Origin of the sequence: Tunturiibacter gelidiferens, assembly GCF_014201335.1 — a bacterium.
GTDB lineage: Bacteria > Acidobacteriota > Terriglobia > Terriglobales > Acidobacteriaceae > Edaphobacter > Edaphobacter lichenicola_E.
Window position 1 is genome coordinate 546,875 of the sequence record NZ_JACHEB010000002.1, and the last position, 26,386, is coordinate 573,260.

Genomic DNA, 26,386 nt, shown 5'->3' on the forward strand with positions numbered 1-26,386 from the left:
CTTGGGTTGGTGCTGTGAATCGATAGACGTGCCGATATCCTGGGATGCTATTCTTCTGAGCGCTGCATTGCCGGGGAGTCAGGAGGCATCGTGCGAGAACGCGCGTTCTGTCTGATTGGGTCTTGGGTTGGGTGCTGGGCTCTGGGATTTTCTCCAATATGGGGACAGGTGGGCGGCGGTGTGGCTTTGGCTCCCGTGGTCAGGGAGGCGCATATCGCGGTGCAGTTGCGGGATGCGTGGGGAGAGCCGGTGAGGAGGCTTGAGGCGAGAAATTTTCAAGTGAAGCTTGTAGGGGGAGAGATCTCGACTGCTATGCAGGTGAAGGTAGAAGGTGTTCGAGATAAGCGCAGTCATGGGATTGGAGTTCCGACGAAACTGCTGGCGGTGCTTTTGACGAATGACGCTGGGGTAGTTCGCCAGTTGCCTGACAAGATGGATGCGTTATGGAAGGCGAACTGGAAGGTGAGCGTGTTGGATGCGCAGGGTCTTCAGACGCCTTATGTGTCCTCTTCCTATCAGCTCAAGTTAGAACTGGCTCATAAGGGACAGACGCATCGCAGTACTAATCTGGCTGCGGCGAGATTGACGCGGTTCAAGGGACGACGTGTTATTTTTTTGGTGACACAGCCGGGTGTACAACTGGACGACGTCATACTTGCGGAGTCACTGTTGTCTGGGGTTTCGGTGTATCACGTTGGAGGGGATCCCTGGAAGCAAGAGTTCCCTGCGGGATACTCTGACGCCGGCAACAACTCTCTTTCTTCTACCTCCTCGAATGAGGCGGTGAGCAGTGTAGCTGGAAACTCAGCAGGACCGGTGTTCGTAAGGGTGCGATATCGCGAGACTGAGGACAGAACCTTCGGAAGGGCGGTTCGCGATGCACTGCACGACGGATATGGCTATTACGACCTGACAGTGAACATGCCCGCGGATGTTAGACGGTTAGAGATGGCTGTAAACATTTCGGAGCCTACAGGGGGAACGTATTCCATTTATGCGCAGCCCTATGTTGCGCAGGGAAGATCTCCGCAGCTCACCTTGGTTGGAGCAAAGCGCTAAGGGACGTCGAGCGCGTCGAGGAGGGCGAGGGTTTCGGAGAGGACGTCTTCGGCTTTGGCAGTGGGGAGGGGCCAGCGTAAGGTGCCGTTTGGGCTGAACTGGGCGCCGCGTTTGGTGTTGCGGCTGACGAGCTTCATGAGGGTGGCGGGGTCTACCGTTTTGTTGTTGCCGTTGGTGAAGTGCGAGGGATCGGCGTTGACGGCGGCGAATTTTACGTGGAGCATCTCGACGAAGATTTTGATGGGCTGCTTCTTGTTGCCGTTTGGGTTGGGGAGTTCGACCTGGGTGCGTTTGCGGTCGAGCTGGGAGATGCCGAGTTGTTCGCAGTGGAGGCGGATTTCGCCGGCGGCGAGGAGGTTGAGGACGGTTTCGGGTGGGGTGCCGTAGCGGTCTTGCAGTTCGGCGCGAACGTCGGTGAGGTCGGCCTGGGTTTGTGCGTCGGCGATTCGCTTGTACATGCGTAGGCGTTGGTTTTCTTCGGGGATGTAGTCGGAGTCGATGCGGACGGAGATGCCGAGGTTGATGACGGTGTTGGCGTGGGCGGGTTTTTCTTCTTCGCCCTTCATCTTGCGGACGGCCTCTTCAAGCATGGTGGTGTACATCTCGAAGCCGATGGCTTCGATGTGGCCGGACTGTTCGCCGCCGAGCATGTTGCCTGCGCCGCGGAGTTCGAGGTCGAGGGCGGCTATTTTGAAGCCTGCGCCGAGGTCGGAGAATTCTTTCAATGCGGCCAGGCGGCGGCGGGCGATTTCGGTTAATTCGGTTTCGGGTGGGATGAGTAAGTAGGAGTAGGCGCGGCGATTGCTGCGGCCTACGCGGCCGCGTAGCTGGTAGAGCTCGGAGAGGCCGTGGCGGTCGGCGCGGTTGATGATGATGGTGTTGGCGAGAGGGATGTCGAGGCCGTTTTCGATGATGCTGGTGGCGACGAGGACGTCGTACTCGTGGTTCATGAAGGCGAGCATGACGCGCTCGAGTTCGGCTTCGGGGAGCTGACCGTGTCCGATGACGATGCGGGCCTGCGGGACTAGTTCGCGGATCTTGGAGGCGAGGTCGTAGATGGTTTCTACGCGGTTGTGGACGAAGTAGATCTGGCCACCGCGTTCGAGCTCCATCTCGATTGCAGTGCGGATTAGTTTTTCGTCGAACTTGGCGACGATAGTCTGGATGGCCATGCGGTCTTTGGGCGGGGTTTCGATGACCGACATATCACGTAACCCAATCAGTGACATATGTAGGGTACGCGGAATGGGCGTGGCGGACATGGAGAGCACGTCGATGGCGGCGCGCATCTGCTTGAGGCGCTCTTTGTGACGGACGCCGAAGCGTTGCTCTTCGTCGACGACGAGGAGGCCGAGGTCCTGGAACTTCAGGTCTTTCGAGAGGACGGCGTGGGTGCCGATGAGGATGTCGATCTTTCCGGCTTCAGCCTTTTCGAGGATGATCTTTTTTTCCTTCGCGGTGCGGAAGCGGGAGATCATCTCGATGTTGACAGGGAAGTTGGCGAAGCGTTTTTTGAAGGACTCGAAGTGCTGGAAGCTAAGCACCGTTGTCGGTGTAAGGACGGCTACTTGTTTGGAGTCCTGCACGGCTTTGAAGGCGGCGCGCATGGCGACTTCTGTTTTGCCGTAGCCGACGTCGCCGCAGAGGAGGCGATCCATGGGTCGGGTGGACTCCATGTCAGCCTTGATGTCGGCTATGGCGGTGAGCTGGTCGTCGGTCTCGTTGAAGTCGAAGGCGTCTTCGAACTCGTGCTGCATGTTGGTGTCGGGCGAGAAGGGCGTGCCGACGGCGGCCTGACGTTGCGCGTAGAGCTTGAGCAGCTCGGCGGTCATGTCGGCCATCGCTTTTTTTACGCGGGCTTTGGTCTTCTGCCAGGACTGAGTGCCGAGTTTATTTAATTCCGGTGGTGGGCCGGTCTCGCTGGAGCGGTACTTCTGGATGAGGTCGAGGCGCGTGAGGGGGACGTAGAGTTTTGCTTCGTCGGCGAACTCGAGGATCATGAGCTCGAGTGGGGGTTGATCGTTTTCTTCGATGACTCGGAGGCCGCAGTAGCGGGAGATGCCGTGTTCTACGTGGACGACGTAGTCACCGACGGCAAGGTCGCGGAAGTCGGAGATGAAGGCGGCGGCTTTGGATTTGCCGCGGCGGACGGGCCGAGTGGTTACGTCCGCGTCGTCGATGAGGTCTTGCGCGCCGAAGATGATGATTTGGCGGGCGGTGGCTTTGTCCAGATCCAGAATCTGAACGCCGGCGGCGATGGGGGTTTTGACGATGACGGGGATGCGAAGATCGATGGTGTTGCCGCCGAGATAGCTCGACTCGGTGTAGACGGTGGAGCTGCCCTGTTGTTCGCTGCGGGAGCCGAGGCGGTAGGGGAGTTGGTACTCCTGAAGCAGGCCGGCGAGGCGTTCTACTTCGCCTTGATTGGGTGCGGTGAGGAGGATGCGGGCTTCCTGTTTGATGAGCGAGTTGAGATTGTCGATCAGGGCTGGGATGGAGCCGTGGAAGCGCATGGTGGGGCGGGTGGCGAAGTCGACTTCGGAGAGGTCACTGCGGTCGGCGTCGAGGACATCGACTGCGCCGAGCTGGTCGAGTTCGATGCCGGAGAACTTGTGGAGGCGGTCGTCGAGGTCCCAGGGGGAGAGGTAGATGTCCTCGGGGCGAACGAGGTTGCCGATGCCGGAGCGCTCGTGACGCTGCTCAATCTTGTTCCACCAGCGCTCGCCCTGATTTTTGATCATGGCGGGTTCTTCGAGGAAGACGCGTGGGGCAACGGGGCTGGAGGCGCTGAGGAGATCGAGGAGGGTGAGGTTGGCTCCTGCTACGGGAGCGAAGAACTCCCAGCCGGGAAAGATGGTGGCTTCTCCGGTGCGGGTGCTGACGTGGGTAAGGAGTTCGGCGGGCTCTTCGCCACCTTCGATGGCTGCTCCTGCGGTGCCTGCTCGTGTGAGGCGGGCGTTGATGGCGGTGAGAAGCTTGTCGGTTACTGGTGTTTCGGTAAGGGGTAGGAGGAGTGCGCTGTCGAGGGTGGAGGCGGAGCGCTGGGTGTCGGGGTCGAAGCGGCGCATGGATTCGATCTCATCGCCGAAGAAGTCGATGCGGACGGGCCGGTCCATCTCAGGGGAGTAGACGTCGAGGATGCCGCCGCGGAGGGTGACCTGGCCAGGCATTTCGACTACGTCTACTTTGGTGTAGCCGACGGAGAGGAGGTGCTCGACGAGCATGTCGGGCATGTACTCTTCGCCGACTTTGAGATGGAGGGTAAGGGCGCGGTAGTAGTCGCGGGAGAAGAGCTTCATGCAGGCGGCTTCGACTGGCGCGATGACGAGTTTGGCTTGGCCTGTAGCAATCTTCCAGAGTGTGGCGGCGCGGGTTTCCTGAATTTCGGGGTGGGGGGAGAGATTTTCGAACGGTAGGACGTCGTGCGCGGGGAGGCGGAGGACGGATTCGGCGGAGAGCGCTCCGGTGAGTTCGCAGGCGCTGACTACGGCGGTTTGGAGGGCTTCGGCGGCTTTGTTGTCGGCGACGATGATGACGCAGGGGGCCTGCGCGGCGCGGACGAAGAAGGGGAGATAAAGGGCACGGGCGGTAAAGGTGAGTCCAGAGACACGTCTGCGCCCCGTGCCACCGCTCAGATGGCGGCGTACGCGCTCGAATGCTTCAGAGTGCTCCAGGTCTGCGAGGAGCTCGCGGACGAAGGGTAGGACCATGCTGTATTGAGTTTATCGTGAAGGCGCGGGTGGAGCAGAATCGCCTTCAGATGGTTCATCAGTGTTCGATAGCTCCGGTTGAGTTGGAGCCTGCAACGATTCGTGGGCGGCGTGGAGGAGATCGGATGCGGCGTTGTCTTCGCCGAGCTCCCAGATCATGAGACCGCCGAGCTGATGGTCGAGCGCGTAGCGAGCTTTGTGGCTGATGGAGAGCGGGTCGTCATAGGTCCAGAAGATGTCGCCGTCGAAGAGCCATGGAGTCTGCGAATCGGGATCGCGGTAGACGGTGGAGGTGGGGATGACAGAGGCGATGTAGCTGTAGGGGCGATCGCCGTGGATGGGGGAGCCCTCCTGGGCTAGTCCGTTGTCGTCTTCAGGGACCTGATGCCAGCCGTAGCCGTAAAAGGGAACTCCCATGAGGAGTTTTTCAGCGGGAACGCCGGCTTCGAGATAGGCCTCGACAGAGTGGGCGACGGTGCCACCGCTGTAGTTGGGGCTTGCGGTGAGCGGGGCGATGAAGCCGGTGGTTTCGCTCCATGGGCCGCTCATGTCATAGGTCATGAGGCCGATGCGGTCGACGAGACGGCCGATCTCGGCCATGTCGGTGCCTTCGTACATGCGGGGACTGGGCCCGACGGCAACGTTTAGGAGAAGGCCGGGACGGACGGTGTCCATCTGACGACGGAACTCTTTGAGGAGTGCGACGTAGTTGGCGGCGTCGGGCTGATGGGGGTATTCCCAGTCGATGTCGATGCCGTCGAAGAGATTGGGGATGGTGATTCCGGGGGCGAACTGGCCTTTGAGGAAGGTATCGATGCAAGAGGTGACGAAGGCTGCGCGGCTTGCGGGTTGGGCGTCGTCGGCGAAGTCGGAGGAGTGGCCCTCGAGTGAGATGAGGATGAGAAGATTGGGGAATTTGCGCTTGAGCTTCTGAAGCTGGTGCAGGCTGCCGCGAAAGGTCTGTGTGGCGGTATCAGGCACTCCGTCGACGCTCTGCTCGGCGGTGAAGGTGTAGTTGAGATCGGCGTTGGGATCGGCGATAGAGCAGTGGCCGTTGGTGACGAAGCCCTGTGCGTAGTTGATCTGATCGACCAAAGGAGAGGCGCCTGTGGCGAGGTTTTTGACGAGATATTGCGGCTGATTGTAGATGCCCCATTGTGGGAAGTAGCCGATGAGTGCTGGTTTAGAGGCTGGTATTGAAGCCGATTTCAGGGCGTGTAGGTGAGCGATTTTCGCAGTGGATTGTGCGCGCGCGCCGTTGGACTGAGAGGCGTGCACAGCCAAGATGAGGAGCAGGAGGAGGCGGGCTCTTTGTAGGAACGTCTGCACACTTTGAATAGACGAAGCGCGGAAGAAAACGCTTCAGGCATTAGCCATGGATTCGAGGCTGTGTTGGCGGCATCAATAAATGGAGTGTCTTACCGGCCAAAGTGAGTTGGAGAGGTAGATCCCCCAGAGTTTACTGTGCAGAGTGATTTGGAGTAGTATCTGGCACCCGCAGGAAATATATCCTGCGCTGCTGCCCGATTTCGACATTTTGGCATCGGACAGAATGAGTGCCGGAGGACGACCATGAATATTTTGAGGAAGCGGTATCTTTTTGCGCTTTTAGCGGTGGTGCTTCCACTGATCGCGGGATGCACCCGCCACAGCAAAAGCGAGCAGTATTACCTGATCGCCACAAATACGGCGGTGCCGTATTGGAAGGCGGCAGCGAACGGATTTGCGGCAGCGGGCTTGCAGTATGGGGTTTCGGTCGATACGCGTGGGCCAGCCGGTCTGAACCCACAGGCAGAGGTCGACGAATTCAACGCAATGGTGGCGAGGAAGCCGGCGGGGATTCTTGTGTCGGTTGCGAGCTCGCAGTTGATGGCCCCAGCGATTGATGCGGCCATAGCAGCGGGGATCCCGGTGATTACGATCGACTCGGATTCGCCGGAGAGCAAGCGGCTGTACTTTATTGGTACCAATAATCTGGAGGCTGGGCGACTGGGCGGAAGGCGCGTGGCCGCGGTGTTGAATGGCAAAGGAAACGTCGTGTTCTTTTCTAACCCGGGGCAGCCGAACCTTGACGAACGTTTGAAGGGGTACATGGATATCTTCGCCGGGTTTCCGGGAATCAAGGTGGTGGAGAACTTCGATATTAGGGCAGATCCGGGTACTGCATTGGATAAGGCGGGTGAGTACCTGGAACGGAAGGCGCCAGCGAGGGTGGATGCGTTTATCTGCCTGGATTCGCGTTCGGGTGTGAATGTGGCGGAGGCGTTCAAGCGGCGCAACATTACGGACAGATTGTTGATCGCGATGGACGTGGACTCTGACACGTTGAGACTAATTGGCGATGGCACGATCGATTCGACGATCTCGCAAAAGCCTTACACGATGGCGTATCTGGGGCTGAAGGCGCTGGATGAGATTCATCACTATCCTGTGAAGCCGATGGATCAGGACTTTGCGCTGGATCCTTATTCTCCGTTTCCGGCGTTCGTGAATACGGGAGTCGCGCTGGTGGATAAGACAAATCTGAGCGCCGTTATGAAGAAGCAAAAGGAGGCGAACCAGTAAGGTTCGAGCGGCAAGCGCATGATGCGACCGTCTGATGACGGTCGCTAGGTCCTTAGAACAAATTACCGCCCAACAGCATTGGATTAGCATCAGGCCCCCGGGATATACCTTTGCCTGCGCCGGAAATCTACGTTTTCGGCTTTGGACAGAAGTTTTGCCAGAGGATGACGATGAACCACTTTATGAGGCGACCTCTTTCTGCGCTCTTGGCGATGTTCCTTCCACTGCTTGCGGGTTGTACGCGGCACAGCAAAGACGAACATTATTATTTGGTTGCAACGAACATCAATCTGCCCTACTGGAAGGCGGCGAACGCCGGGTTTCAGAAGGCCGCGGTTCAGTATGGGGTTTCGGCCGAGATGCGCGGGCCGACCACGTTCGATCCGCAGGGCGAAGTGGCGGAGTTTCGCACGGTGGTAGCGCGAAAGCCTGCGGGGATTCTGGTCTCAGTGGCGAGCGCGGGGCTGATGGCGCCGGAGATCAAAGCCGCGATGGACGCGGGGATTCCAGTGATCACGATGGACTCCGATGCGCCGACGAGTTCGCGGCTCTACTTTATCGGGACGAACAATCTGCAGGCTGGGCGGCTAGGCGGACAGCGCGTTGCGGCGAAGCTGAATGGCAAAGGGAACGTGGCTTTCTTTTCGATTCCTGGTCAGCCGAATATTGACGAGCGATTGAAGGGTTATAAAGATGCGTTCTCGCATTATCCGGGAATCAAGATTGTCGACGTGTTCGACATGAAGGGAGACTCGGGCCTGGCGATGGACCAGACGCGGGATTATCTGTCGCGGACGGGGGCTAACAGGATTGACGCGATTGTGTGCCTTGAGGCGGCTTCGGGGAGAGATGTGGCCGAGGCATTTCGCCGGGAGAATGTGAAGGACCGGCTGCTGGTGGCGATGGATACGGACCAGACAGTGCTACAGGGCGTGAAGGACGGAACGATCGACTCGACCATCTCGCAGAAGCCTTTTACGATGGCGCTGGTTGGGCTGAAGGCTCTGGACGATATTCACCACTATCCGACAAAGCCACTGGCCCGGGACTACGCGCTGGACTCATTTTCACCGTTTCCGACACTTGTCGATACGGGAGTTACATTGGTGGATAAAAGCAATGTGGATACGCTGTTGAACATTGGGGAAGATAAGACGCCGTAATCTTCAGGCAGAGGCTCGTGAGGGTCAAACTGTGACGACGATCTTGCCGATCTGAGCGTTCGACTCCATGTAACGGTGGGCTTCGACGATCTCGGAAAAGGGAAAGGTCTTGTCGATGAGGGGCTTGAAGTTACCCGCTACGATGTGGTCGAAGATGTATTTTTTGGCTTTGGGAAACTCTACGGGATCTGCAGCGACCTCGAAGAGGGTGTAGGCCCTGATGGTGAGGAATTTGCTGAGCGCGGTGAAGAGCGGGTAAGGGGTTGGTTCGGGGGCGAGAGCACCGTACTCGAAGATGATGCCGTTTTTGGAAGAGGCTGCGGCGAGAGCTTCGACGATTTTGCCGCCGATGGGATCGAAGACGATTCGAGCGCCTTTGCCAGCGGTGATCTCTTTGACACGGGCGACGAGATCTTCTTCGTCGGAGACGATGACGTGGTCGGCACCGAGTTTGAGTAGCTCCGCTTTTTTAGCGGCGGTGCGGGTGACGGCGATGCTGGTGGCACCTTCCGCTTTGGTGATTTCAATGGCGGCGACGCCTACGCTGCTGCTGGCAGCTGTGATGAGAACGAAATCTTCCTTTTTCAAATGACCCAGCATGATGAGGCCGCCGTATGCGGTGAGGTACTGCATCCAGATGGAGGTGCCTTCTTCGTACGAGAGTTGGGCGGGGTACTCGGCGAGTGCGGCGGCAGGGACGATGGCGACTTCGCCGTAGACACCGTGGGTATTGAGGCTGAAGAGGCCGGGAACGGTGCTGGCGGTCTTGCCGATCCATGCAGGGTCGACGCCAGGACCGACCGCTTCGATGATGCCGGAGGCCTCGTAGCCGTTTTTTGCGGGGACGATGGGAGCTTCGAGATATTGGCCGTTGCGGAACATGACCTCGGCGCGATTGAGGCCGAGAGCTTTGACGCGGAGACGAACTTCACCATGGATTGGTTCGGGGAGGGGGAGTTCGTCGAACTGGAGGACTTCCGGGCTGCCGGTCTTGTGGAAGCGGACGATCTTTACGGTTTCGGGCATGTGTCTCCTCGCTCTCTGCCTTCGTTTGATGAAGGCGCTGAGAGAAGGACTCAGAAGGACGGCAGTTGGTTTGAGCGGATCGTTAGGACTTGAGAGATTCTTCTTGTTTGGGTTCGTCTTTGAGGAGAGGCGCGATGGCTTCGGCGTCGGCGTCGCCGCCGTAGATGACCTGGCCGTATTCGAGCAGGGTGACCATGCCCACGCCTCCGCAGATGTTGCCAGCTACGGCGGGGAGGAGCCAGGTGAAGTAGCTGCTCCATGCAGCTTTGCCGATGAGGATGGCGGTGAGGATCTCTCCGCTGGTGGCGATGCAGTGGGCGAAGTTGCCGAGGCCGACGACGAAGGTCAGCATCCAGATGATCATGACGGAGCCGGTGATGGAGTGAGAGCCAGAGACAAGCCAGGCTACGGTGGCGATGATCCAACCACCCATGACTCCGCTCCAGAAGATAGTACCGGCTGGGTTGTGGATGGCTTCGAGGCCGAGGCCGGCGAGCGCTTGAACGATCTCGGGTTTGAGGGCGTTGGTGAGGGCGGCTATGGCGGAGAAGGAGAGAGCGCCCAGGACGTTGGCGGGAAGGACCGTGGCCCAGAGGCGCAGGGTCTTCCAGAAGTGCTTCTTTTCGGCGAGGACGAGGGCTACGGGGTAGAGAGTGTTTTCGGTGAAGAGCTGCGACCGACCGAGGATTACTACGATGAAGCCGAGGGGGTAGAACATCTTGCCGACGAAGAAGATGGTGTGGGTGGGAACCGTTCCGGGGGTAGTGAGGAGCGCGATGGCGATGGCGTTGCCGAGTGCGGAGAGACCCATGAAGATACCGCCGGCTAGGCCGGAGATGGCGAGGGAGATGCTGGAACGGCCTAGCTCTTGGCGGGCGTTGTTGGCTACCTGCTCGTAAATGTCCTGCGCGCTGGGACGCTCGAGATGCTTTTGCGCGTCCTGGCTGGCTGGAGGCGGGGGTGGGTAGCGGCGGAGGCGGTAAGGCATATCGGTTGGATGCAGAAATGATGAGGGATGGAAGACGGGTGTCCTGCCGGACGGCCCACTGCGCGTGGGGCGGCCGCTTCGTGGCGTGTGTACCTTGGTCTGCAACAACGGTACGCTAAGGTCCTCCCGTTGGTCGGAAACGATATCCCGACCAACGGCTATGCGTCTTTATAATTTTACGTATGGTAACCGCTTTGACACCCGATCAAGAGATCCAGGAGCTGCGCGATCAGCTTCGCCACCATGAGTATTTGTATTACGTCGAAGATGCGCCGGACCTGACGGACGCGCAATACGACGCGCTGATGAACCGGTTGAAAAAGCTTGAGGAAAAGCATCCGGAGTTGGTGACTGCGGATTCTCCATCGCAACGGGTGGGGGGCAAGCCGAAGGATGGGTTTGTAAAGATGCCGCACTCGCGGCCGATGTTGTCGCTCGATAACGCTTACAACGAAGAAGAGCTACGGGCGTGGGGCCAGAGGGTGCGGGATGCTCTGCCGAGTACGGAGGCAGTGCGGTATGTGTGTGAGCTTAAGTTGGATGGTTTGTCGCTGGCTCTGCAATATGCGCCGGGTGCGGGTGGAAGTGCACATCTGGAACGGGGATTGACTCGTGGGGATGGTTCGATTGGCGAGGATGTGACGAGTAATGTGCGGACGATTCGATCGGTTCCGTTGAGTATCTCGGCCGCGAAGCTGAAGGCGGCTGGGTTGCCGCAGAGCTTTGAGGTGCGGGGGGAGGTGGTATTGCCGCAGACGGCGTTTGTGAAGATGAATGAAGAGCGCGAGGCGGCGGGACAGGCTCCGGCGGCGAATCCGCGGAATGCGGCGGCGGGAACGATACGGACGCTGGAGCCGAACATTGTCGCGCAGAGACGGTTGGATTTTTATGCTTACTTTCTCTTGAAGGATGGAGAGTTTTTGTTGTCGCAGCAGTCGACGACGCTCGAGGCCTTGAAGACGTCGGGTTTTCGCGTAAACAAGTATGCGAAGGCGCTAAAGAGTATCGACGAGGTGGTGAAGTTTATTGCGGACGCGGAGCCGCTGCGCGACACGTTGGGATATGAGATCGATGGCGTCGTGGTCAAGGTGGATGCGACGGCGCAGCAGAAGCGGCTTGGCTTTACGGGCAAGGCTCCGCGGTGGGCGATTGCTTATAAGTTTGCAGCGCGAGCGGGGATTACGAAGTTGGAAGATGTTTTATTTCAAGTGGGGCGGACGGGGAAGGTTACGCCGGTGGCTGCGCTTACTCCGGTCTTGATTGGTGGGACGACCGTGACGCGGGCTACGCTGCACAACGCGGATGAGATTGCGCGGCTCGGGGTTCGCATCGGGGATTTTGTGCAGGTGGAGCGTGGCGGGGATGTGATTCCGAAGATTGTGGAGGTGGTGGAGGATAAGGCGCATCCCCGGGGGACGAAGGAGATTCTGTTTCCGGAGTTTTGTCCTGTGTGCAAGAGCCCTTTGATGAAGGTGGAGGGAGAGGTCGATTGGAGATGTGTGAATAACTCCTGTCCGGCGCGAGTGCGGGAGGAGTTGCTGCATTGGGCGGCGCGTGGGGTGATGAACATTGAAGGGTTGGGCGATGCGATGGTGGCGCAGTTGCTGGGGCAGGGCGCGGAGCTGGGTGGCGATGCGGAGGTGGTGACGGAGGAGGGTGCTCCGGTGGTGACGCGGAAGGCGCTGATTAAGACGATTGGAGATTTGTATCGTTTGAAACGCGAGGATCTGCTTGGGTTGGAGAGAGTGGGTGACAAGACGGCGGATGCTTTGCTGGCGCAGATTGCGCGGTCGAAGGAAGCTGGATTGGCCCGGGTGTTGTTGGGTCTGGGAGTTCGGTTTGTGGGAGAGCGAACGGCGCAGTTGCTGGCGGCGCACTTCGGCTCAATGCAGGAGTTGGAGGCGGCGGCTAGCCAGGATATGGAGAGAGCGAGCCCGGCGCTGGAGGCAGTGACGGAGGTAGGGCCGAAGGTGGCACAGGCGATTGTGGAGTTCTTTGCGGTAGAGAAGAACAAGGATCTGGTGAGAGATCTGACGGCGCTGGGGCTGACCATGACGGCGGAGAAGCGGGTAACGACATCGACGCTGGAGGGGTTGACGTTTGTGTTGACGGGATCGCTGCCGAATCTTACGCGCGAGTTGGCGAAGGAGAAGATTGAGTCGGCGGGGGGGCGAGTTTCGGGGAGTGTGAGTAAGAAGACGGACTACGTGGTGGCGGGAGAGGAGGCGGGTTCGAAGCTGGATAAGGCGAATTCGCTGGGGGTGGCGGTGCTTGATGAAGTGGGATTGCTGAAGCTGCTGGAGACGGGACCGGCTAAAGATTAGGCGGGCGGGTGGTGCTTGGAGTAACGGGCTGACTGGGGCTTGGGATGGCGACTGGTTTTGGTTCGGATGGATTGGTGGTCTGCCGAGTGCTGCGGAATCCGCAGGCCTTCATGGCGGCGACTGGTTCGGGGTTCTGCATGAAGGTGTCCCATATGAGGGCGCTGCGAAGATTTTCTGCCATGAGGACACTGATGCCGAGGTCGATGCCAAGGACGTCGGGGTCGTACCAGTGGAGCTCGGGGTGGAAGGCATCGCAGAAGCCGTAGCGGCCCCATGCGTCCTGGCCGAAGTTTTCGCGTAGGGCGCGTAGGACGCGGACGCAATCGTGTGGAAGGAAGGGTAGCGAACCGGCGGCGGCACAGGGGACTACGGATCCGTCGACGGGGCCCATGAGAGGAGGGCCGCCCCAGGCGGTGTAGCCGTGTTGCCAGTCGGAGGCGGAGACGCCCCAGTAGTCGTCGGTGTAGCCACGTTTGAGGCCGAGGCAGAAGGCTTTGTGGGCGCGGGTGGCAGTGATGGAGTTGGAGAAGTAATTGGCGTAGGCGTCGCGCTTGCCGGCAAAATCGAACCAGGCGTGGGAGTACTGGTGGACGAAGAGAGGGTCGCGCCCGCTGATGTAGGAGTAGGGGCCGAAGGTGGTGGGTGGGCGGGTGAAGGCGCTCCAGGAGTCGGCGGGGATGGGGTGGGTGGGCGAACCGATGGCGAGGAGATACATCATCATGAGCTCGGAGTAGTGGTCCCAGCGCGTGGCGAGAAAGCCGGTCTCGGGGTACCAGCCCATGGAGAAGGTTTTGCCGCCGTTGAGCATCCAGGGCCAGTCGACACGGTTGTAGAGTTGTGTGGCGAGGTCGGTGATTCTGCGGTCGTTGAAGTAGGCTCGGACGGTGAGAACTCCGCAGAGGAAGATGGAGGTGTCGATGGACGATACTTCGACGTTGATGAGGGGCTTGCCTGTTTTGACGTCGCTGAAATGGTAGAAGAAGCCATGCTCGTCGGGCATTTTGTTGAGATGAAAGTCGAGCGTGGTGATGACTTGCCTTTTGATGCGATCGGTGTCGAGGTAACCGCGCTTGTCGGAGATGCAGAGGGCGCTGAGGCCGAAGCCGGTGGCAGCGATGCTGGCAGCGAAGTGCTGGTCGAACTCTCCGGTGGCGGTTTTGTTGGTGGCGCGGTCGAGGACCTGTCCTGAGGCGGGGTCGGCCTGCTCGGTGAAGTAGAGACAGCCTGCTCGTTCCATCTCTTCGAGGAAGACGAGGTCTTCGTCGGTCAGGAGCCTTGAGTAGGTGGGTTGAGATGGGGCGGCCTGCTGCGCTACGAGAGGGGAGGCTGCAAGACCTGAGAGTATGGCTCCGCCGAGGAGTTTGGTGGCGCGACGTCTCGTGATTTTAGGCGGAGTCGAGGTGCTGAAACTCATCTTCTCTATCGTACGGTCTTGCCAAGGCAGCGGACTTGTCTGACTCTGTGAATCGTGTAAAAGTACCGCGGACGTTGTAGAGCGTGTCCGGTTTTTAGTGAAAAATGTGGGTCGGACGTTCCCGTTGGTTGGATGCTGCGCGTGTGAATGTAGATGCGGGCGCGATGTTCTCGGTAGGATGCGCTGTGTTCAGGGAGCGTGGAGTTGCGTGGTTTGGATCTGGATTGAGGTCTCCACCGTCGTGGGGACGCTTTGAAGAAGGTTCAATAGAGGGGTTTTTGAGAAGTCACCGGCCTCGTATTCACCTGCGTTGGCAAGCGTTGGTCTATATGGATATTGCCGTTTCAGAAAACGAGTGTCAAGGATCAGGTGGAGGATTCAGCCACACAGGGTGCGACTTGTGACAGACTGCATGAATGCGTGGACGCGCGAAAAGATCTACGACGCCGGAACCGAAGACGCAAGAGCACAAGCCTGCGAGCCTGAAGGTATTGTCCGACCATCTTGGGCTGTCGATAGCTGCGATCTCGCGAGTCCTTAGTGGAGCGGCGGCTGCGCGTTCGATTCCGAAGGCTACGCAGGACCGGATCGTGGCAGCAGCGGAGGAACTGAACTATCGGCCGAATCTATTTGCCCGCTCTCTGCGCAATCGACGGAGTCAGACAGTCGGCGTGATTGTGCCGGAGGTAAGCGAAGGGTACGCAACCCTTGTGTTGAGTGGGATTGAATACGAACTGATGCAGGCGGATTACTTTTATTTTTTGATCAGCCATCATCACCGTGAAGAGATGATTCAGCGAAGTGAGCGGCTATTTCGGGACCGTGCTGTGGAAGGCGTGATCGCTGTGGATACGCTGCTGCGGGATCGGTGGGCGATTCCAACGGTGAGCGTCTCGGGTCATCATGAGCCGAAGGGCGTGATTAATATTGTGCTGAATCATCGGCTAGCCGCGGAGCTTGCTATCGATCACCTGGGCGGACTAGGGCATAAGCGGCTTGCCTTCATCAAGGGGCAGAGGTTTAGCTCTGATACGGAGTCGCGGTGGAGAGGAATTCGTCATGCGATGGAAAAGAGAGGGATAGCAATCGTCCCGCGGTTGGTGGCGCAGCTTGAGGGAGACCAGCCGACGCATGAACCAGGGTATCTGGCGACACAGAAGTTGCTGGCAAGTGGCGAGGCGTTTACTGCTTTGTTTGCGTTCAACGATGCGTCAGCCATTGGTGCTATCAAGGCCTTGCGAGAGGCTGGGCTGCGGGTGCCACAGGATGTCTCGATGGTGGGTTTTGATGATGTCCAGTCGGCGGCATTTCAGAATCCTGCGCTGACGACGGTGCGACAGCCGTTGCGGACGATGGGAGTTCTGGCAGCTCAGACAGTGTTGCAACAGATCGGGTTGGGGAGCGGGGGGAATGCTGCGCAACAGATCGTCGTTGACCCGGAGTTGGTGGTGCGAGAGTCAACGTGCCCTCCTGGAGCCGGTAAGAGATAGATCGGGTGGCATCGGTCTGTTGGGGTCGGTTTCCGTGCTGACAGGGCTTGAGGAGTCTGGCGCCTGGGCTCTCCGTGCGGATAGTGCAGTTCGGGATAGTGGACGTGCGGCTAACTTTTTCTGGGGTCTTAAGGGCCCGTTGCCGCTGAGGGAAATTAGGGGAAGGAAGCAGGACTGCGTTTGTGATAGCATCCGTGCTCCTCGAGATACCGGCCTCAGAAGGGGCCGAACTCGATGGTCGCCAGCGGTGGCTGCTCCTCCTTGGAGATTGTCCGGACTGCCCGTTGAGCAGATTCCATTTGTAACCGATGGTGATTGATCAGCTCAGATTGTGAAGGAGAGTCTGACATGAAGGTTTATCTGGGAAACGATATTCGTAATGTGGCCGTGGTGGGCCATGCGCATAGTGGAAAGACGACCCTGATCTGCGCGTTGTTGCATGCGTCGAAGATGACGATGACACGAGGCCGGATCGAGGACGGATCAGCGGTGACGGCGTACGACGAAGAAGAGGTGGCGCGGCGGACGACGATGTCGAATGCGGTGGCGTTCGCGGAGTGGAGCGGGATCAAGATCAACCTGATTGATACGCCTGGATTTCATATGTTTGTGCACGAGACACGAGCGGCGATGCTGCCGGTTGAGGTAGCGCTGGTCGTGGTGAATGCGCAGACGGGTATTGAGGCGGTTACGGATCGGGTGTGGAAGTACGCTGCAGAGGTCAGCCTGCCGCGCGTGCTCGCGATGAACCAGGTCGACCATCCGAAAGCTGACAGCAGAGTGGGACGGCAACGGATGATTGAACTGTTGCAGGAGAAGTGGGGACGGCAGGTTGTGCCGGTGCAGTTGCCGATCGTCGATCAGCATGGATTTCACGGTGTGGTGGATCTAGTGACGATGAAGGCATATCTGTATAAGCCAGATGGAGATGGACGGGGTGAGGTTGGTGCGATCCCGGAAGCCTTGAAGGCGGACGCGAAGGCTGCGCATGAGGCGCTTGTGGAGTTGGTTGCCGAAGGGAAGGATGAGCTGATGGAAGAGTTCTTTCGCGAAGGAACGATTCCGGAGCAGCATCTTATCGTCGCGCTGCATGAGGCGATTCGCGAGGACAGAATCTTCCCGCTGTTGTATGTGAGCGGGTTGAGAAATGTTGGGACCGACCATCTGCTGGACTTCCTGAAGGTGTATGCGCCGGCGCCGACGGAACGGGAACCGGTGGCTACGCGGGGCATACTGCACTCGTCTTCGTCGGGTGTGAACGGGAGCGGGGCTGGAGCCGATCAAGACGAGATAGTGATGCGGAAGGTGGATGACAAGGAGCCGCTGGCGCTCTATGTCTACAAGACGATGACTGATCCCTTTGCTGGGAGAATCTCGTTCTTCAAGGTCGTAAGCGGGATGATGACGACGGATAAGACAGTGCAGAACTTCACTCGGCATGAGCCGGAGAGGCTGGCGCACCTGTCGATTATGCAGGGGCGGAAGGCGGTGGAGGTGCCTGAGTTGCATGCGGGAGATATTGGAGCAGTAGCGAAGCTGCGCGTGACTTTGACTGGAGACACACTTGGCGACAAGGCACATGAGGTTTATCTGGAGCCAGTGCCGATGCCCGAGCCAGCGATGACCTATGCGATTGAACCGAAGTCTCGTGCGGATGAGGACAAGCTCGGACCTGCTTTGCATAAGTTGATGGAAGAAGATCCGATGGTGAAGTTCTTCCGTGATCCTCAGACGAATGAGTTTCTGGTGGCTGGGGCGGGGCAACAGCATATTGAAGCTGTTGTTTCGAAGCTGAAGCGGCGATACCACACGGATGTGACTTTGAAGGCGCCGAAGATACCGTATCGCGAGACGATTCTTGGCCGGGCGGAGGCGCAGGGACGATACAAGAAACAGACGGGCGGCCATGGGCAGTATGGCGATTGCAAGATCCGGATGGAGGCGATCCCGAGGGGCGGCGGCGTGGTGTTTGGCAACGAGATTTTTGGGGGGGCAATTCCAAGGCAGTATGTTCCTGCGGTGGAGAAGGGGGTTCGGGAGTCGGCGGCGCGCGGATTTCTGGCGGGATATCCGGTGGTCGACCTGAAGATCACAGTATTCGATGGCAGCTACCATGACGTTGATTCGAGTGAGATGTCGTTCAAGATGGCGGCGCGGCTGGCGTTTCGTAAATGTATGGAGCAGGCGAAGCCGGTGTTGTTGGAGCCGGTAATGCGTGTGGAGATCGAGGCGCCGGACGACTTTGCCGGGGCGTTGCTGGGGGATTTGAATGGGCGGCGTGGCCGCGTGCAGGGAATGGAGAGCGGCGGTGCAGGAACGACCGTGCGGGCCGAGGTTCCTCTGGCGGAGATGTTGAGCTATGGGACGACGCTTACGTCGATTACGCAGGGACGGGGGAGTTTCCGGATGGAGATGGATCACTATGAAGTGGTGCCCGCGTTGCTGGCGCAGAAGATCCTGGCGAACGCGAAGCAGCAGATTCACGACGACGCGGAGGAGTAGACAAGATTCGCGGCGGGCTCGACGCGTACTAATATAAAGATTCGATGAATTTCTTCGTTTGGGTGCTATGAGTGGGAGTACAGCCAGCGCGTTGGATTTTTCCGGGCCGGAGTGGCCGGGCGCTGCTGGGTGGAGACGACGCACGCTGCTGGATCTGGTTGTGGGATATGGACTGATCCTGGCAGTGATCTGGACGCCGGCGCCGTTGAGGAGCGTGCTGTATTTTGTGACGCTTGGGTGGATTGGGTATACGACGTGGAGTTCGTTTAGCGGCTGGGACGCGATGGGAGTGCGGGTTGCGGGATTTTTCCGGTCACTGTGGGTTGTGGGGGTGGCGTTATGTTTTGCGGCGTGTGCGGTGTTTGTGGCCGGGCGAATGCAGACGTTGCACGCGCCGAATACTACGTTGCGGCTGGTGCAGGGCTTCTGGGGCTATACGATTTGGTCTTTTTTTCAGCAATTCCTGCTGCAGGATTTTGTAATGCGTCGGCTGTTGAAACTGACGAACGATCGGCGAGTTGCGGTGATAGGAGCGGCGGGTTTGTTTGCGTTGGCACATCTGCCTAATCCTGTGCTGACAGTGATGACGTTGGTGTGGGGTGTGGCTTCCTGTCTTGTCTTTTTGCGCTGTCGCAATCTGTTTACGCTGGGGATGGCTCACGCAATTCTTGGTATTTGCGTTGCGGTTACTTTGCCGGCGTCGGTGCAACACAATATGCGGGTGGGGTTGGGTTACTTACGGTATCGGCCGCATGTGCGGCGTCATCTGAACCAGACGGACCACAAGGTGTCGACGGTGGTGTGGGTGATGGCTGAGGCTGCGACGCGGCGACTGTGACGCCAGGCTCTGCCGTAGAAGATGCCGGCGATGGCGGCGAGTAGAACGTAGCGCCAGTTGAAGTGGACGGCGCGCTTGTTGAAGTGGGAGAGACCGAAGAGGACACTGGTGAGTACAAGAGCCTGAGTCCGGCTGAGACGCCGTTCGAGGAGATTTTGCAGCCAGCCGCGAAAGAAGAGCTCTTCCGGGATTGCGATGAATAGGAACGTGAAGACTAAGCCGCCGATGAGCTTCCAGAGGTGGGGCCAAGTGGCGTGAACGTGAAGAAAGCCCAGGCTGAGGCCGAGGATGAGTGCGATGGGGATATAAAAAGCGCATTCACGCAGGCCAATGTGGAGATCACGTAGTCGGAGACGAAGATCGAAGCCGACGCCGTTCAGCTCGCGGATAAAGAGGAACCCGTAGATGCCGGCGTTGAGCAGGATTATCTTGTTGAAGACGGAGAGGTGAGGAGGCCATGCGGACTCGAACCAGCGTAGATCGACGGCGAGACCGAGCGTGGTGAGGATGAGATAGTCTCGCCAGTTGCCGGTTTGATTCTCGTCGACGTATCGGGCGTGCTGCAGGAGGAGCGCGACGGCGACCGGCAGCAGAGCGTAAAGAGCGAACCAGTCCCACTGAAAGCTAGATGCGGCGAAACTGATGATCAGGTAGGGAAGGCAGAGGACCGAGGGCAAAAGCAACCTGATTGGAGTTGGCAAAGACTGGATTTGTTTGCGGAGTGCATCGCCTAAGAAGGCTGTAGAGAATAAGGGAATCAGGGTGAGGATGGCCGCGAATATGTTGGGCAGAGTGAACATCTGGTGGGCTTCAGTATAGGGACTGAAGAGATGTTTTATGTATGAGTAATGGCTCGTTTGAGTCGTGTGCCACGTCTTAGGGGTTGTATTGGCGGGGTTTCTGGTGATAAAAGCATCTTCCGGGCCTTTGTTTGCTTCCAATTGAACTGGAGAACCCCTTATGGCACGTCCTTACTGGTCAGGTCAGATACAGATTTCGCTTGTTTCGTTTGGAGTCAAGCTCTTTACGGCGACGGAGTCGAAGAGCGAGATTCGTTTTCATCAACTGAGTCGCAAGACCGGTGAGCGGATCAAGCATCAGAAGGTTTCTTCCGGCGATGAAGGGAAGGTCGAGAGCTCGGACATCGTGAAGGGGTATGAGTATCGCAAGGGCGAGTACGTCATGATCGAGCCGGAGGAGATTGAGCAGATTCGAATTCCTTCGAAGCACACGATTGAGGTGACGCAGTTTGTCGATGAGGGCGAGCTTAATCCGGAGTTCTTCGAGAAGCCCTATTTTGTGGCACCGGAGAATGACGTTCAGGCGGAGGCGTTTGCGGTGGTTCGCAAAGCATTGCAGTCGATGAAGAAGATTGCGCTGGGAAAGATTGCGTTTAGCGGACGGGAACATCTGATTGCGGTCTCGGCAGCCACGGATGACAAACTGCCGGGCATGATGGCCTACACGATGCGCTATGCGGATGAGCTTCGCAACCCTAAGGAGTATTTCGAAGACATCAAGAAGGTGGCGGTGGATGAGGATCAGCTTTCGTTGGCGAAGGAGCTGATCAAGCGCAAGGCTTCGAAGTTTGATCCGGAGAAGTTCAAGGATGAGTACGAAGCTGCGTTGCGCGAGATGGTTGAGGCGAAGGTGAAGCATGCGCCGATTCCGAAGGATGAGCCAGTGCCGACATCGGGCAAGGTGATCAACTTGATGGATGCGCTGCGGAAGAGTGTGCAGGGTGATGAGGTTGCGGCTGGAGCGGGCAAGAAGAAGGCTCCGGCGAAGGCAGCGGCGGCGGAGACACAGAAGGGCATCGAACTAGTAAAGCCAGCGAAGGCGCAGAAGCCGCGTAAGTCGGCTTAGCGTTCGCCATGGCTACGAAGAAGAAAGCCAAGTCGAAGTCACCAGCGAGTGCAGCGGATGCTGTCGATGAGCAGCTAGAACGCTATCGGTCGATGCGTGACTTCGATGTAACGGCGGAGCCTAGTGGAGAAGAAGAGTCAAAAAAAACTTCAAAGAACAGGGCAGCTCAGGGATCTGGGCTGCCCTTTGTGATTCAGAAGCATGCGGCTACGCGGCTGCATTACGATTTTCGGCTTGGATGGAATGGGGTGTTGAAGAGCTGGGCAGTGGCGAAGGGGCCAAGCTACTTTACTGGAGACAAGCGGTTGGCGGTGCAGGTCGAAGACCATCCGATGGAGTACGGTGGCTTTGAGGGGATCATTCCGAAGGGTCAGTATGGCGGCGGCACTGTGATGGTTTGGGACCAGGGAACGTGGGAGCCGCAGGCGGGGTATAACGATGTCGATGAGGGACTGAGGACAGGGTCGCTGAAGTTCATCATGCACGGCACGAAGATGAAGGGAAAGTGGGCGCTGATTCGCATGGGCGGCAAGGCTGCGAATGAAAGTAAGCCGAATTGGCTGCTGATCAAGGAACACGACGAGTTCGAGCGGAAGCAGGATGACGCGGCTGTCACGGAGGAAGAGCCGAATAGCGTTGTGACGGGGCGGAGTCTCGAAGAGATTGCGAGCAACGAAGATCATGTGTGGAACTCGAAGGAGACGGCGCGGGGGGATGCCTGGTATCGCAAGGAAGCCGGTGTTGAAGTTCCGAAGAAGGCCGATGTGGAGGCGGCCACGATTAACGAGGCCGAGGCGCCTCGGAAGTCGAAGAAGATTACCGATGAATTGAAGGTGCCAGTGGGAGCGCCTAAGGAGAAACTTCCAGAGTTTATTAAGCCGGAGCTGGCATTGCAGGCTACGACTGCGCCTAGTGGTGCCGGATGGCTGCATGAGTTGAAGCTGGATGGCTATAGGATTCAGGGTCGCAAGGATGGTGACAAAGTTCAGCTGCTGACGCGAACTGGACTTGACTGGACGCACCGAATGAAGACGATTGCAGCTCTGGTGGGAGAGTTGCCAGTGGAGCGAGCGGTTCTGGATGGCGAGGTTGTCGTGTTGGCGGAGAACGGTACTACCAGCTTTGCCGATCTGCAGGCTGCTTTTCAGGAGGGTGTGAAGAAGCCGCTTAGTTATTTCATTTTTGATCTGCTGCATCTGAACGGACACAACCTGCGTGGGCTGCCGTTGATTGAGAGAAAGAGGTTGCTTGCAAAACTTCTTGAGGATAGCGGAGAGTTTGTGCGCCTGAGTGAGCATCTTGAGACGGACGGGGCTGTGGTCTTTCGCAAAGCTTGCGAGATGCATACTGAGGGGATTATCTCCAAGCGCACTGCCAGCAAGTATTCGAGTGGCCGAGGCGGGAGTTGGCTGAAACTGAAGTGCGTGCACGAGCAGGAGTTCGTTATTGGCGGATTTACTTTGCCTTCGAACGGGACTCACGGAGTTGGGGCGTTGCTGCTGGGATATTACGACGATAAGAAGTTGGTCTACTCGGGAAGAACAGGTACGGGATTTACGCAGAAGACGCACCGTGTGCTTCGTAATCAGCTTGAAGAGCTACGTCAAAAAGAGAATCCGTTCGAGAGCCCTCCGGCAGAGGCGCGACGGGGAGCGATCTGGGTGAAGCCAGATCTGGTGGCGCAGGTCAATTTTGCAACGTGGACCGCGGATAACCTCGTGCGGCAGGCTTCGTTCAAAGGGCTTCGAGAGGATAAACCCGCCAGCGAGGTTCGGCGAGAAGAACCGACAGTTGCGCCCCGAGCACGCGGTGCGAAGAATGCTTCCCACCACGCTTCTGCACCTATTGCGGCGAAGACTGAGTCTGGCGAGGAAGATGCTGCAAAGGCGGCTCCTGTGAAGGCTGCGAAGAAGAGTGCGAAGTTAACGTTGGAGAACGCTCCGGTACGGTTGACACACCCTGAGAAAGTTCTTGATGCGGAGACGCAGCTTACCAAGCAGCAGCTAGCGGATTACTACTGGGCAATCGCGTCCCATATGCTGCCGCATATCGAGGGGCGTCCAGTATCTCTCGTGCGCTGCCCTGACGGGAGCGAGAAGCCGTGTTTTTATCAAAAGCATGTGAACGCTATGCTGCCGCCTGGGATTACTTCGGTGGATGTGCCGGATAAGAAGACTGGGAAGATCGAGCCTTACATCACATTGTCTACGGCGGAGGCGCTGGCTGGACTTGCGCAGATGGGTGTGCTCGAGGTTCATCCTTGGGGATCGCGCAATGAGGATCTTGAGCATCCGGACCGTATCATCATCGATCTTGATCCGGATGCCGCGATTGCGTGGCCGAGGTTGGCAGAGAGTGCTGGGGAGGTTCGGAAAGAGCTTAAGAAGTTAGGACTCGAAAGCTTTTTGAAGAGCACTGGGGGGAAGGGGCTGCATGTGGTAATTCCGTTTGTTCCGGAGTACGACTGGGCCGTGATCAAGCAGTTTGCGCATGCGTTTGTGTTGAAGATGGAGAAGGATCAACCAGGTTTGTATCTGACGAAGATGAGCAAAGCCGCGCGGAAGGACAGAATCTTCCTGGACTACCTGCGAAACGAGCGGGGAGCGACTGCGGTGGCGGCTTTCTCTCCTCGGGCGCGTGCTGGCGCAGCAGTTTCGCTTCCGCTGGATTGGGGCGACCTGACGGCGGCAACGCGGACCGTCGTGCGCGTTGCAGATTTTGTGGAGTGGCAGGGACAACTGAAGCGCGATCCGTGGAAAGAGTTTTTGAAGTTGAGGCAGCGGATAACGGCGAAGATGTTGGAAACTCTAAAGATATCGCCGGCAGCTTAGCTAAGTCACGTGTTCGATAATGGACAGTTTGTTTCGATTGCGGACGGGCGGGAGTGCGCGGTGCTCTCTAAGTGCCTGAAAGGATGTGGTTGAGGTTGGCCTTGCGCTTGCACTTAGAACGAGCGCAATGGATATATCCAGACCAGATATAAAGCAGAAGAAGATGCGTCGGCAGTGGATCGCAGGCGGCTGCGCTGTAGTGGTGCTCGCCGCGATTGCGTTTTTTGTGACCCGGTTGAAGCCTGCGGCGCCTGAGGTTGATCGGGCGACTGTTTGGACCGATTCGGTAAAGCGTGGGCCGTTGTTGCGCCAAGTGCGTGGACCGGGTTCGCTGGTTCCGCGGGAAGACAAGATTCGGCTGATACCTTCTGAGACCGAAGCGACGGTTGTGCGAATTCGCGTATTGCCGGGTGCAAAGGTTGAGCCGGACACGATTCTGATGGATCTTGTCGATCCACAGTTGCAGCAGGAGTTGCTGGACGCGCAGTTGCAGATGAAGGGCGCGGAGGCGGACTACATCAACACGCGCGCGAAGGTGCAGAGTGACCTGATGGACCAGAAAGCCGCGGCGGCGACGGTCGGCGCAGATCATACTCAGGCTCAACTGCAGGCGCAGACGGATAAGTCGTTGTTCGATCTGGGTGTGATCAGCGGATTGACCTACAGCGCGTCGAAGGGTAAGGCCGATGAGTTGACCACGCGCAATGATCTTGAAAAGCAGCGGCTTACGCTGAATGAGAAGACGATTGAGACGCAGCTTGCAGTGCAACAGACCAAAGTTGATCAGGCGAAGGCGCTACTTGGGTTGAAGCAGAAGCAGCTGGATGCGTTGAGTGTGCGTGCGGGGATCAGCGGGGTGCTGGTTGAGCTGCCGCATCAGGTGGGCGAGCATGTGGCACCGGGAACGACGTTGGCGAAGGTGGTGCAGCCTGACCAGTTGAAGGCGAGTTTGAAGATCGCCGAGACCCAGGCGCGTGATATTCAGATCGGCCAACCGGCGGAGATCGATACGCATAACGGCGTGATCAACGGAAAGGTAATGCGAATTGATCCGGCGGTATTGAACGGAACGGTGACAGTTGACGTAGAGCTTGCTGGAGCCCTGCCGCAGGGTGCTCGACCCGACTTGAGTGTTGATGGAACGATCGATCTGGACCGGATGACCGATGTGCTCTATGTGGGCCGTCCGGCGTTCGGGAATGAGAACAGCACGATCAGTCTTTTCAAGCAGGGGGCGGACGGCAAGACTGCGGTCAGAGTTCCGGTGAAGGTAGGACGTGCGTCGGTGAACAGCATTCAGGTGCTGGAAGGATTGCAGGAAGGCGATACGGTGATTCTGTCGGACATGAGCCGGTGGGATAACACGGATCGGATTCGCTTGAATTAGACAGAGCCCAGGCGACTGCCGGGATAAAGGAGAGCAGGGATGGCGACGGATACGATGATTCAGATTGAAGACTTGAAGAAGATTTTTTACACGGATGAGATTGAAACGCATGCGCTGTCAGGTGTGCATTTGAATATTAATCGTGGAGAGTATGTGGCGATGTCCGGCCCGTCGGGATGTGGGAAGTCTACGCTGCTGTCGATCATCGGATTGCTGGATACGCCGACAGGCGGCTCGTACACACTGAACGGTAAAGCGGTCGCGAATCTTAACTTCGCAGACCGCTCGCGGATCCGTAACCAAGAGATCGGGTTTATATTTCAGAGCTTCAATCTGATTGGCGATCTGACGGTAGCTGAAAATGTCGAGCTGCCACTGACCTATCGTGCGGGTATGCCCGCGACGGAACGCAAGAAGAGGGTGCAGGAGTCGCTTGAGCGCGTGAATATGGCGCACCGGATGCGACACTATCCGGCGCAGCTCTCGGGTGGTCAGCAGCAAAGAGTAGCCGTGGCGCGGGCCCTGGCGGGTTCGCCTTCGATCTTGCTGGCTGACGAGCCGACGGGAAATCTCGACTCGAAGAATGGCGAGGCAGTGATGAAGCTGCTGCAGGAGTTGCATGCAGAGGGTGCGACGATCTGCATGGTGACGCACGATCCACGATTTGCGGCACACGCAGAGCGGCAGGTGCATCTGTTCGACGGCAAAGTTGTTGCGGAGGGTGAGCTAAATCGGCTCTTGGCGGAGGTAGAGGGATGATGACACTGATCGAGGAAATGAGGCTGTTCCTACAGCAGATGTGCGGGGCGATTGGAATGTCGGGAACTGCGATGAATGTGGTGCCGGCGGTTGTGCTTGGCGTCGTGCTCAACGTTGCTGCTATCGGCTTGGTGGAGAGCGTGAGGACGGAGGAACGACCGACTTGCCAAAAGACGACGCTGCATGCTGCGGCGCAGACAGAACTCAAGGTAATGCGGACTGTCGTGACTTCGACGTTGAAGACGATCAGCAAAGGTCAGCGGAGATGGTGTGTCGCCCGCAGTTGGGTGTCAAGTTTTCAGCGCGAGGTTGCAGACTACGTGATGGGAACCACGGGTATCCGGGTTGCTCCCATGGCTTACGAATGCGCCCGGTCGACGAAAGAGATTCAAAAAAGCAAGAGCTGTCACCTTCGGGTTGTCAGGCGGGCAGCGTAACAAAGAGGAGCCGTGATCAGTCTGATT

Annotated in this window: 18 protein-coding genes; 12 read left to right on the forward strand and 6 right to left on the reverse strand. The window is 58.1% G+C overall.

Going from position 1 to position 26,386, the window contains the following annotated elements:
- Nucleotides 1-90 precede the first annotated feature (90 nt).
- Nucleotides 91-1,059, forward strand: a complete 969-nt coding sequence (locus HDF14_RS06060; RefSeq protein ID WP_183974531.1) for a hypothetical protein — start codon at nt 91-93, stop codon at nt 1,057-1,059.
- Here the strand turns inward: HDF14_RS06060 and mfd are convergent.
- A complete protein-coding gene (mfd, locus tag HDF14_RS06065; RefSeq protein WP_183974533.1) occupies nt 1,056-4,769 on the reverse strand; it encodes a transcription-repair coupling factor in 3,714 nt (1,237 codons plus the stop codon). The two genes, HDF14_RS06060 and mfd, sit on opposite strands and share 4 nt — an antisense overlap.
- A gap of 12 nt (nt 4,770-4,781) precedes the next feature.
- Nucleotides 4,782-6,098 carry a glycoside hydrolase family 18 protein gene (locus tag HDF14_RS06070; protein ID WP_183974535.1) on the reverse strand — a complete coding sequence of 439 codons (1,317 nt, stop codon included), beginning with the start codon at nt 6,096-6,098 and terminating at the stop codon, nt 4,782-4,784.
- A 243-nt stretch (nt 6,099-6,341) separates the two neighbouring features.
- Here HDF14_RS06070 and HDF14_RS06075 point away from each other — a divergent pair, with 243 nt between their 5' ends.
- Nucleotides 6,342-7,334, forward strand: a complete 993-nt coding sequence (locus HDF14_RS06075; protein ID WP_183974537.1) for a substrate-binding domain-containing protein — start codon at nt 6,342-6,344, stop codon at nt 7,332-7,334.
- A 182-nt stretch (nt 7,335-7,516) separates the two neighbouring features.
- Complete coding sequence (locus HDF14_RS06080) at nt 7,517-8,497, forward strand: substrate-binding domain-containing protein (RefSeq protein WP_183974539.1); 981 nt, start codon at nt 7,517-7,519, stop codon at nt 8,495-8,497.
- Between the two features lie 24 nt (nt 8,498-8,521).
- Here HDF14_RS06080 and HDF14_RS06085 read toward each other — a convergent pair whose 3' ends face one another.
- Nucleotides 8,522-9,523 carry a zinc-dependent alcohol dehydrogenase family protein gene (locus HDF14_RS06085; RefSeq protein ID WP_183974541.1) on the reverse strand — a complete coding sequence of 334 codons (1,002 nt, stop codon included), beginning with the start codon at nt 9,521-9,523 and terminating at the stop codon, nt 8,522-8,524.
- A gap of 82 nt (nt 9,524-9,605) precedes the next feature.
- Complete coding sequence (locus tag HDF14_RS06090; protein WP_313899497.1) at nt 9,606-10,619, reverse strand: formate/nitrite transporter family protein; 1,014 nt, start codon at nt 10,617-10,619, stop codon at nt 9,606-9,608.
- Nucleotides 10,620-10,693: 74 nt separating this feature from the next.
- Between HDF14_RS06090 and ligA the strand changes: the two genes are divergently transcribed.
- The gene (ligA, locus tag HDF14_RS06095) at nt 10,694-12,835 is read left to right on the forward strand and encodes an NAD-dependent DNA ligase LigA (RefSeq protein WP_183974543.1); all 2,142 of its coding nucleotides are present in this window, start codon (nt 10,694-10,696) and stop codon (nt 12,833-12,835) included.
- Here ligA and HDF14_RS06100 read toward each other — a convergent pair.
- A complete protein-coding gene (locus HDF14_RS06100; RefSeq protein WP_183974545.1) occupies nt 12,825-14,249 on the reverse strand; it encodes a glucoamylase family protein in 1,425 nt (474 codons plus the stop codon). The two genes, ligA and HDF14_RS06100, sit on opposite strands and share 11 nt — an antisense overlap.
- A gap of 491 nt (nt 14,250-14,740) precedes the next feature.
- Here HDF14_RS06100 and HDF14_RS06105 point away from each other — a divergent pair, with 491 nt between their 5' ends.
- From HDF14_RS06105 to HDF14_RS06115, 3 genes are all read left to right on the forward strand, one after another.
- Entirely contained in the window at nt 14,741-15,739 is a 999-nt protein-coding gene (locus HDF14_RS06105; protein WP_260698047.1) for a LacI family DNA-binding transcriptional regulator, read from the forward strand.
- 348 nt (nt 15,740-16,087) lie between these two features.
- Nucleotides 16,088-18,241: an elongation factor G gene (gene fusA / locus HDF14_RS06110; RefSeq protein WP_183974549.1), complete on the forward strand. Its 2,154-nt coding sequence runs from the start codon at nt 16,088-16,090 to the stop codon at nt 18,239-18,241.
- 67 nt (nt 18,242-18,308) lie between these two features.
- Nucleotides 18,309-19,079, forward strand: a complete 771-nt coding sequence (locus HDF14_RS06115; protein WP_183974551.1) for a CPBP family intramembrane glutamic endopeptidase — start codon at nt 18,309-18,311, stop codon at nt 19,077-19,079.
- Here HDF14_RS06115 and HDF14_RS06120 read toward each other — a convergent pair.
- Complete coding sequence (locus HDF14_RS06120) at nt 19,004-19,879, reverse strand: CPBP family intramembrane glutamic endopeptidase (protein ID WP_183974553.1); 876 nt, start codon at nt 19,877-19,879, stop codon at nt 19,004-19,006. The two genes, HDF14_RS06115 and HDF14_RS06120, sit on opposite strands and share 76 nt — an antisense overlap.
- A gap of 160 nt (nt 19,880-20,039) precedes the next feature.
- On the opposite strand from HDF14_RS06120, the gene HDF14_RS06125 reads away from it, so the two are divergent.
- The 5 genes from HDF14_RS06125 (at nt 20,040) to HDF14_RS06145 (ending at nt 26,359) form a co-directional block, all read left to right on the forward strand.
- On the forward strand, nt 20,040-20,945 hold the full coding sequence (locus HDF14_RS06125; RefSeq protein ID WP_183974562.1) for a Ku protein: 906 nt from the start codon (nt 20,040-20,042) through the stop codon (nt 20,943-20,945).
- Between the two features lie 8 nt (nt 20,946-20,953).
- The gene (ligD, locus tag HDF14_RS06130) at nt 20,954-23,776 is read left to right on the forward strand and encodes a DNA ligase D (RefSeq protein ID WP_183974565.1); all 2,823 of its coding nucleotides are present in this window, start codon (nt 20,954-20,956) and stop codon (nt 23,774-23,776) included.
- A 127-nt stretch (nt 23,777-23,903) separates the two neighbouring features.
- Nucleotides 23,904-25,163: an efflux RND transporter periplasmic adaptor subunit gene (locus HDF14_RS06135; protein ID WP_183974567.1), complete on the forward strand. Its 1,260-nt coding sequence runs from the start codon at nt 23,904-23,906 to the stop codon at nt 25,161-25,163.
- Between the two features lie 39 nt (nt 25,164-25,202).
- A complete protein-coding gene (locus HDF14_RS06140; RefSeq protein ID WP_183974569.1) occupies nt 25,203-25,922 on the forward strand; it encodes an ABC transporter ATP-binding protein in 720 nt (239 codons plus the stop codon).
- Nucleotides 25,919-26,359, forward strand: a complete 441-nt coding sequence (locus tag HDF14_RS06145) for a hypothetical protein (RefSeq protein WP_183974571.1) — start codon at nt 25,919-25,921, stop codon at nt 26,357-26,359. Before HDF14_RS06140 ends, HDF14_RS06145 begins: the two co-directional genes overlap by 4 nt.
- The last annotated feature ends 27 nt before the right edge of the window (nt 26,360-26,386 follow it).

Coding starts and splice junctions, on each gene's coding strand:
- HDF14_RS06080 (WP_183974539.1), top strand. CDS start 7,517: ATGAGGCGACCTCTTTCTGCGCTCTTGGCGATGTTCCTTCCACTGCTT.
- HDF14_RS06145 (WP_183974571.1), top strand. CDS start 25,919: ATGATGACACTGATCGAGGAAATGAGGCTGTTCCTACAGCAGATGTGC.
- mfd (WP_183974533.1), bottom strand. CDS start 4,769: ATGGTCCTACCCTTCGTCCGCGAGCTCCTCGCAGACCTGGAGCACTCT.
- HDF14_RS06125 (WP_183974562.1), top strand. CDS start 20,040: ATGGCACGTCCTTACTGGTCAGGTCAGATACAGATTTCGCTTGTTTCG.
- ligD (WP_183974565.1), top strand. CDS start 20,954: ATGGCTACGAAGAAGAAAGCCAAGTCGAAGTCACCAGCGAGTGCAGCG.
- HDF14_RS06120 (WP_183974553.1), bottom strand. CDS start 19,879: ATGTTCACTCTGCCCAACATATTCGCGGCCATCCTCACCCTGATTCCC.
- ligA (WP_183974543.1), top strand. CDS start 10,694: ATGGTAACCGCTTTGACACCCGATCAAGAGATCCAGGAGCTGCGCGAT.
- HDF14_RS06075 (WP_183974537.1), top strand. CDS start 6,342: ATGAATATTTTGAGGAAGCGGTATCTTTTTGCGCTTTTAGCGGTGGTG.
- HDF14_RS06100 (WP_183974545.1), bottom strand. CDS start 14,249: ATGAGTTTCAGCACCTCGACTCCGCCTAAAATCACGAGACGTCGCGCC.
- HDF14_RS06140 (WP_183974569.1), top strand. CDS start 25,203: ATGGCGACGGATACGATGATTCAGATTGAAGACTTGAAGAAGATTTTT.
- HDF14_RS06085 (WP_183974541.1), bottom strand. CDS start 9,523: ATGCCCGAAACCGTAAAGATCGTCCGCTTCCACAAGACCGGCAGCCCG.
- HDF14_RS06115 (WP_183974551.1), top strand. CDS start 18,309: ATGAGTGGGAGTACAGCCAGCGCGTTGGATTTTTCCGGGCCGGAGTGG.
- HDF14_RS06135 (WP_183974567.1), top strand. CDS start 23,904: ATGGATATATCCAGACCAGATATAAAGCAGAAGAAGATGCGTCGGCAG.
- fusA (WP_183974549.1), top strand. CDS start 16,088: ATGAAGGTTTATCTGGGAAACGATATTCGTAATGTGGCCGTGGTGGGC.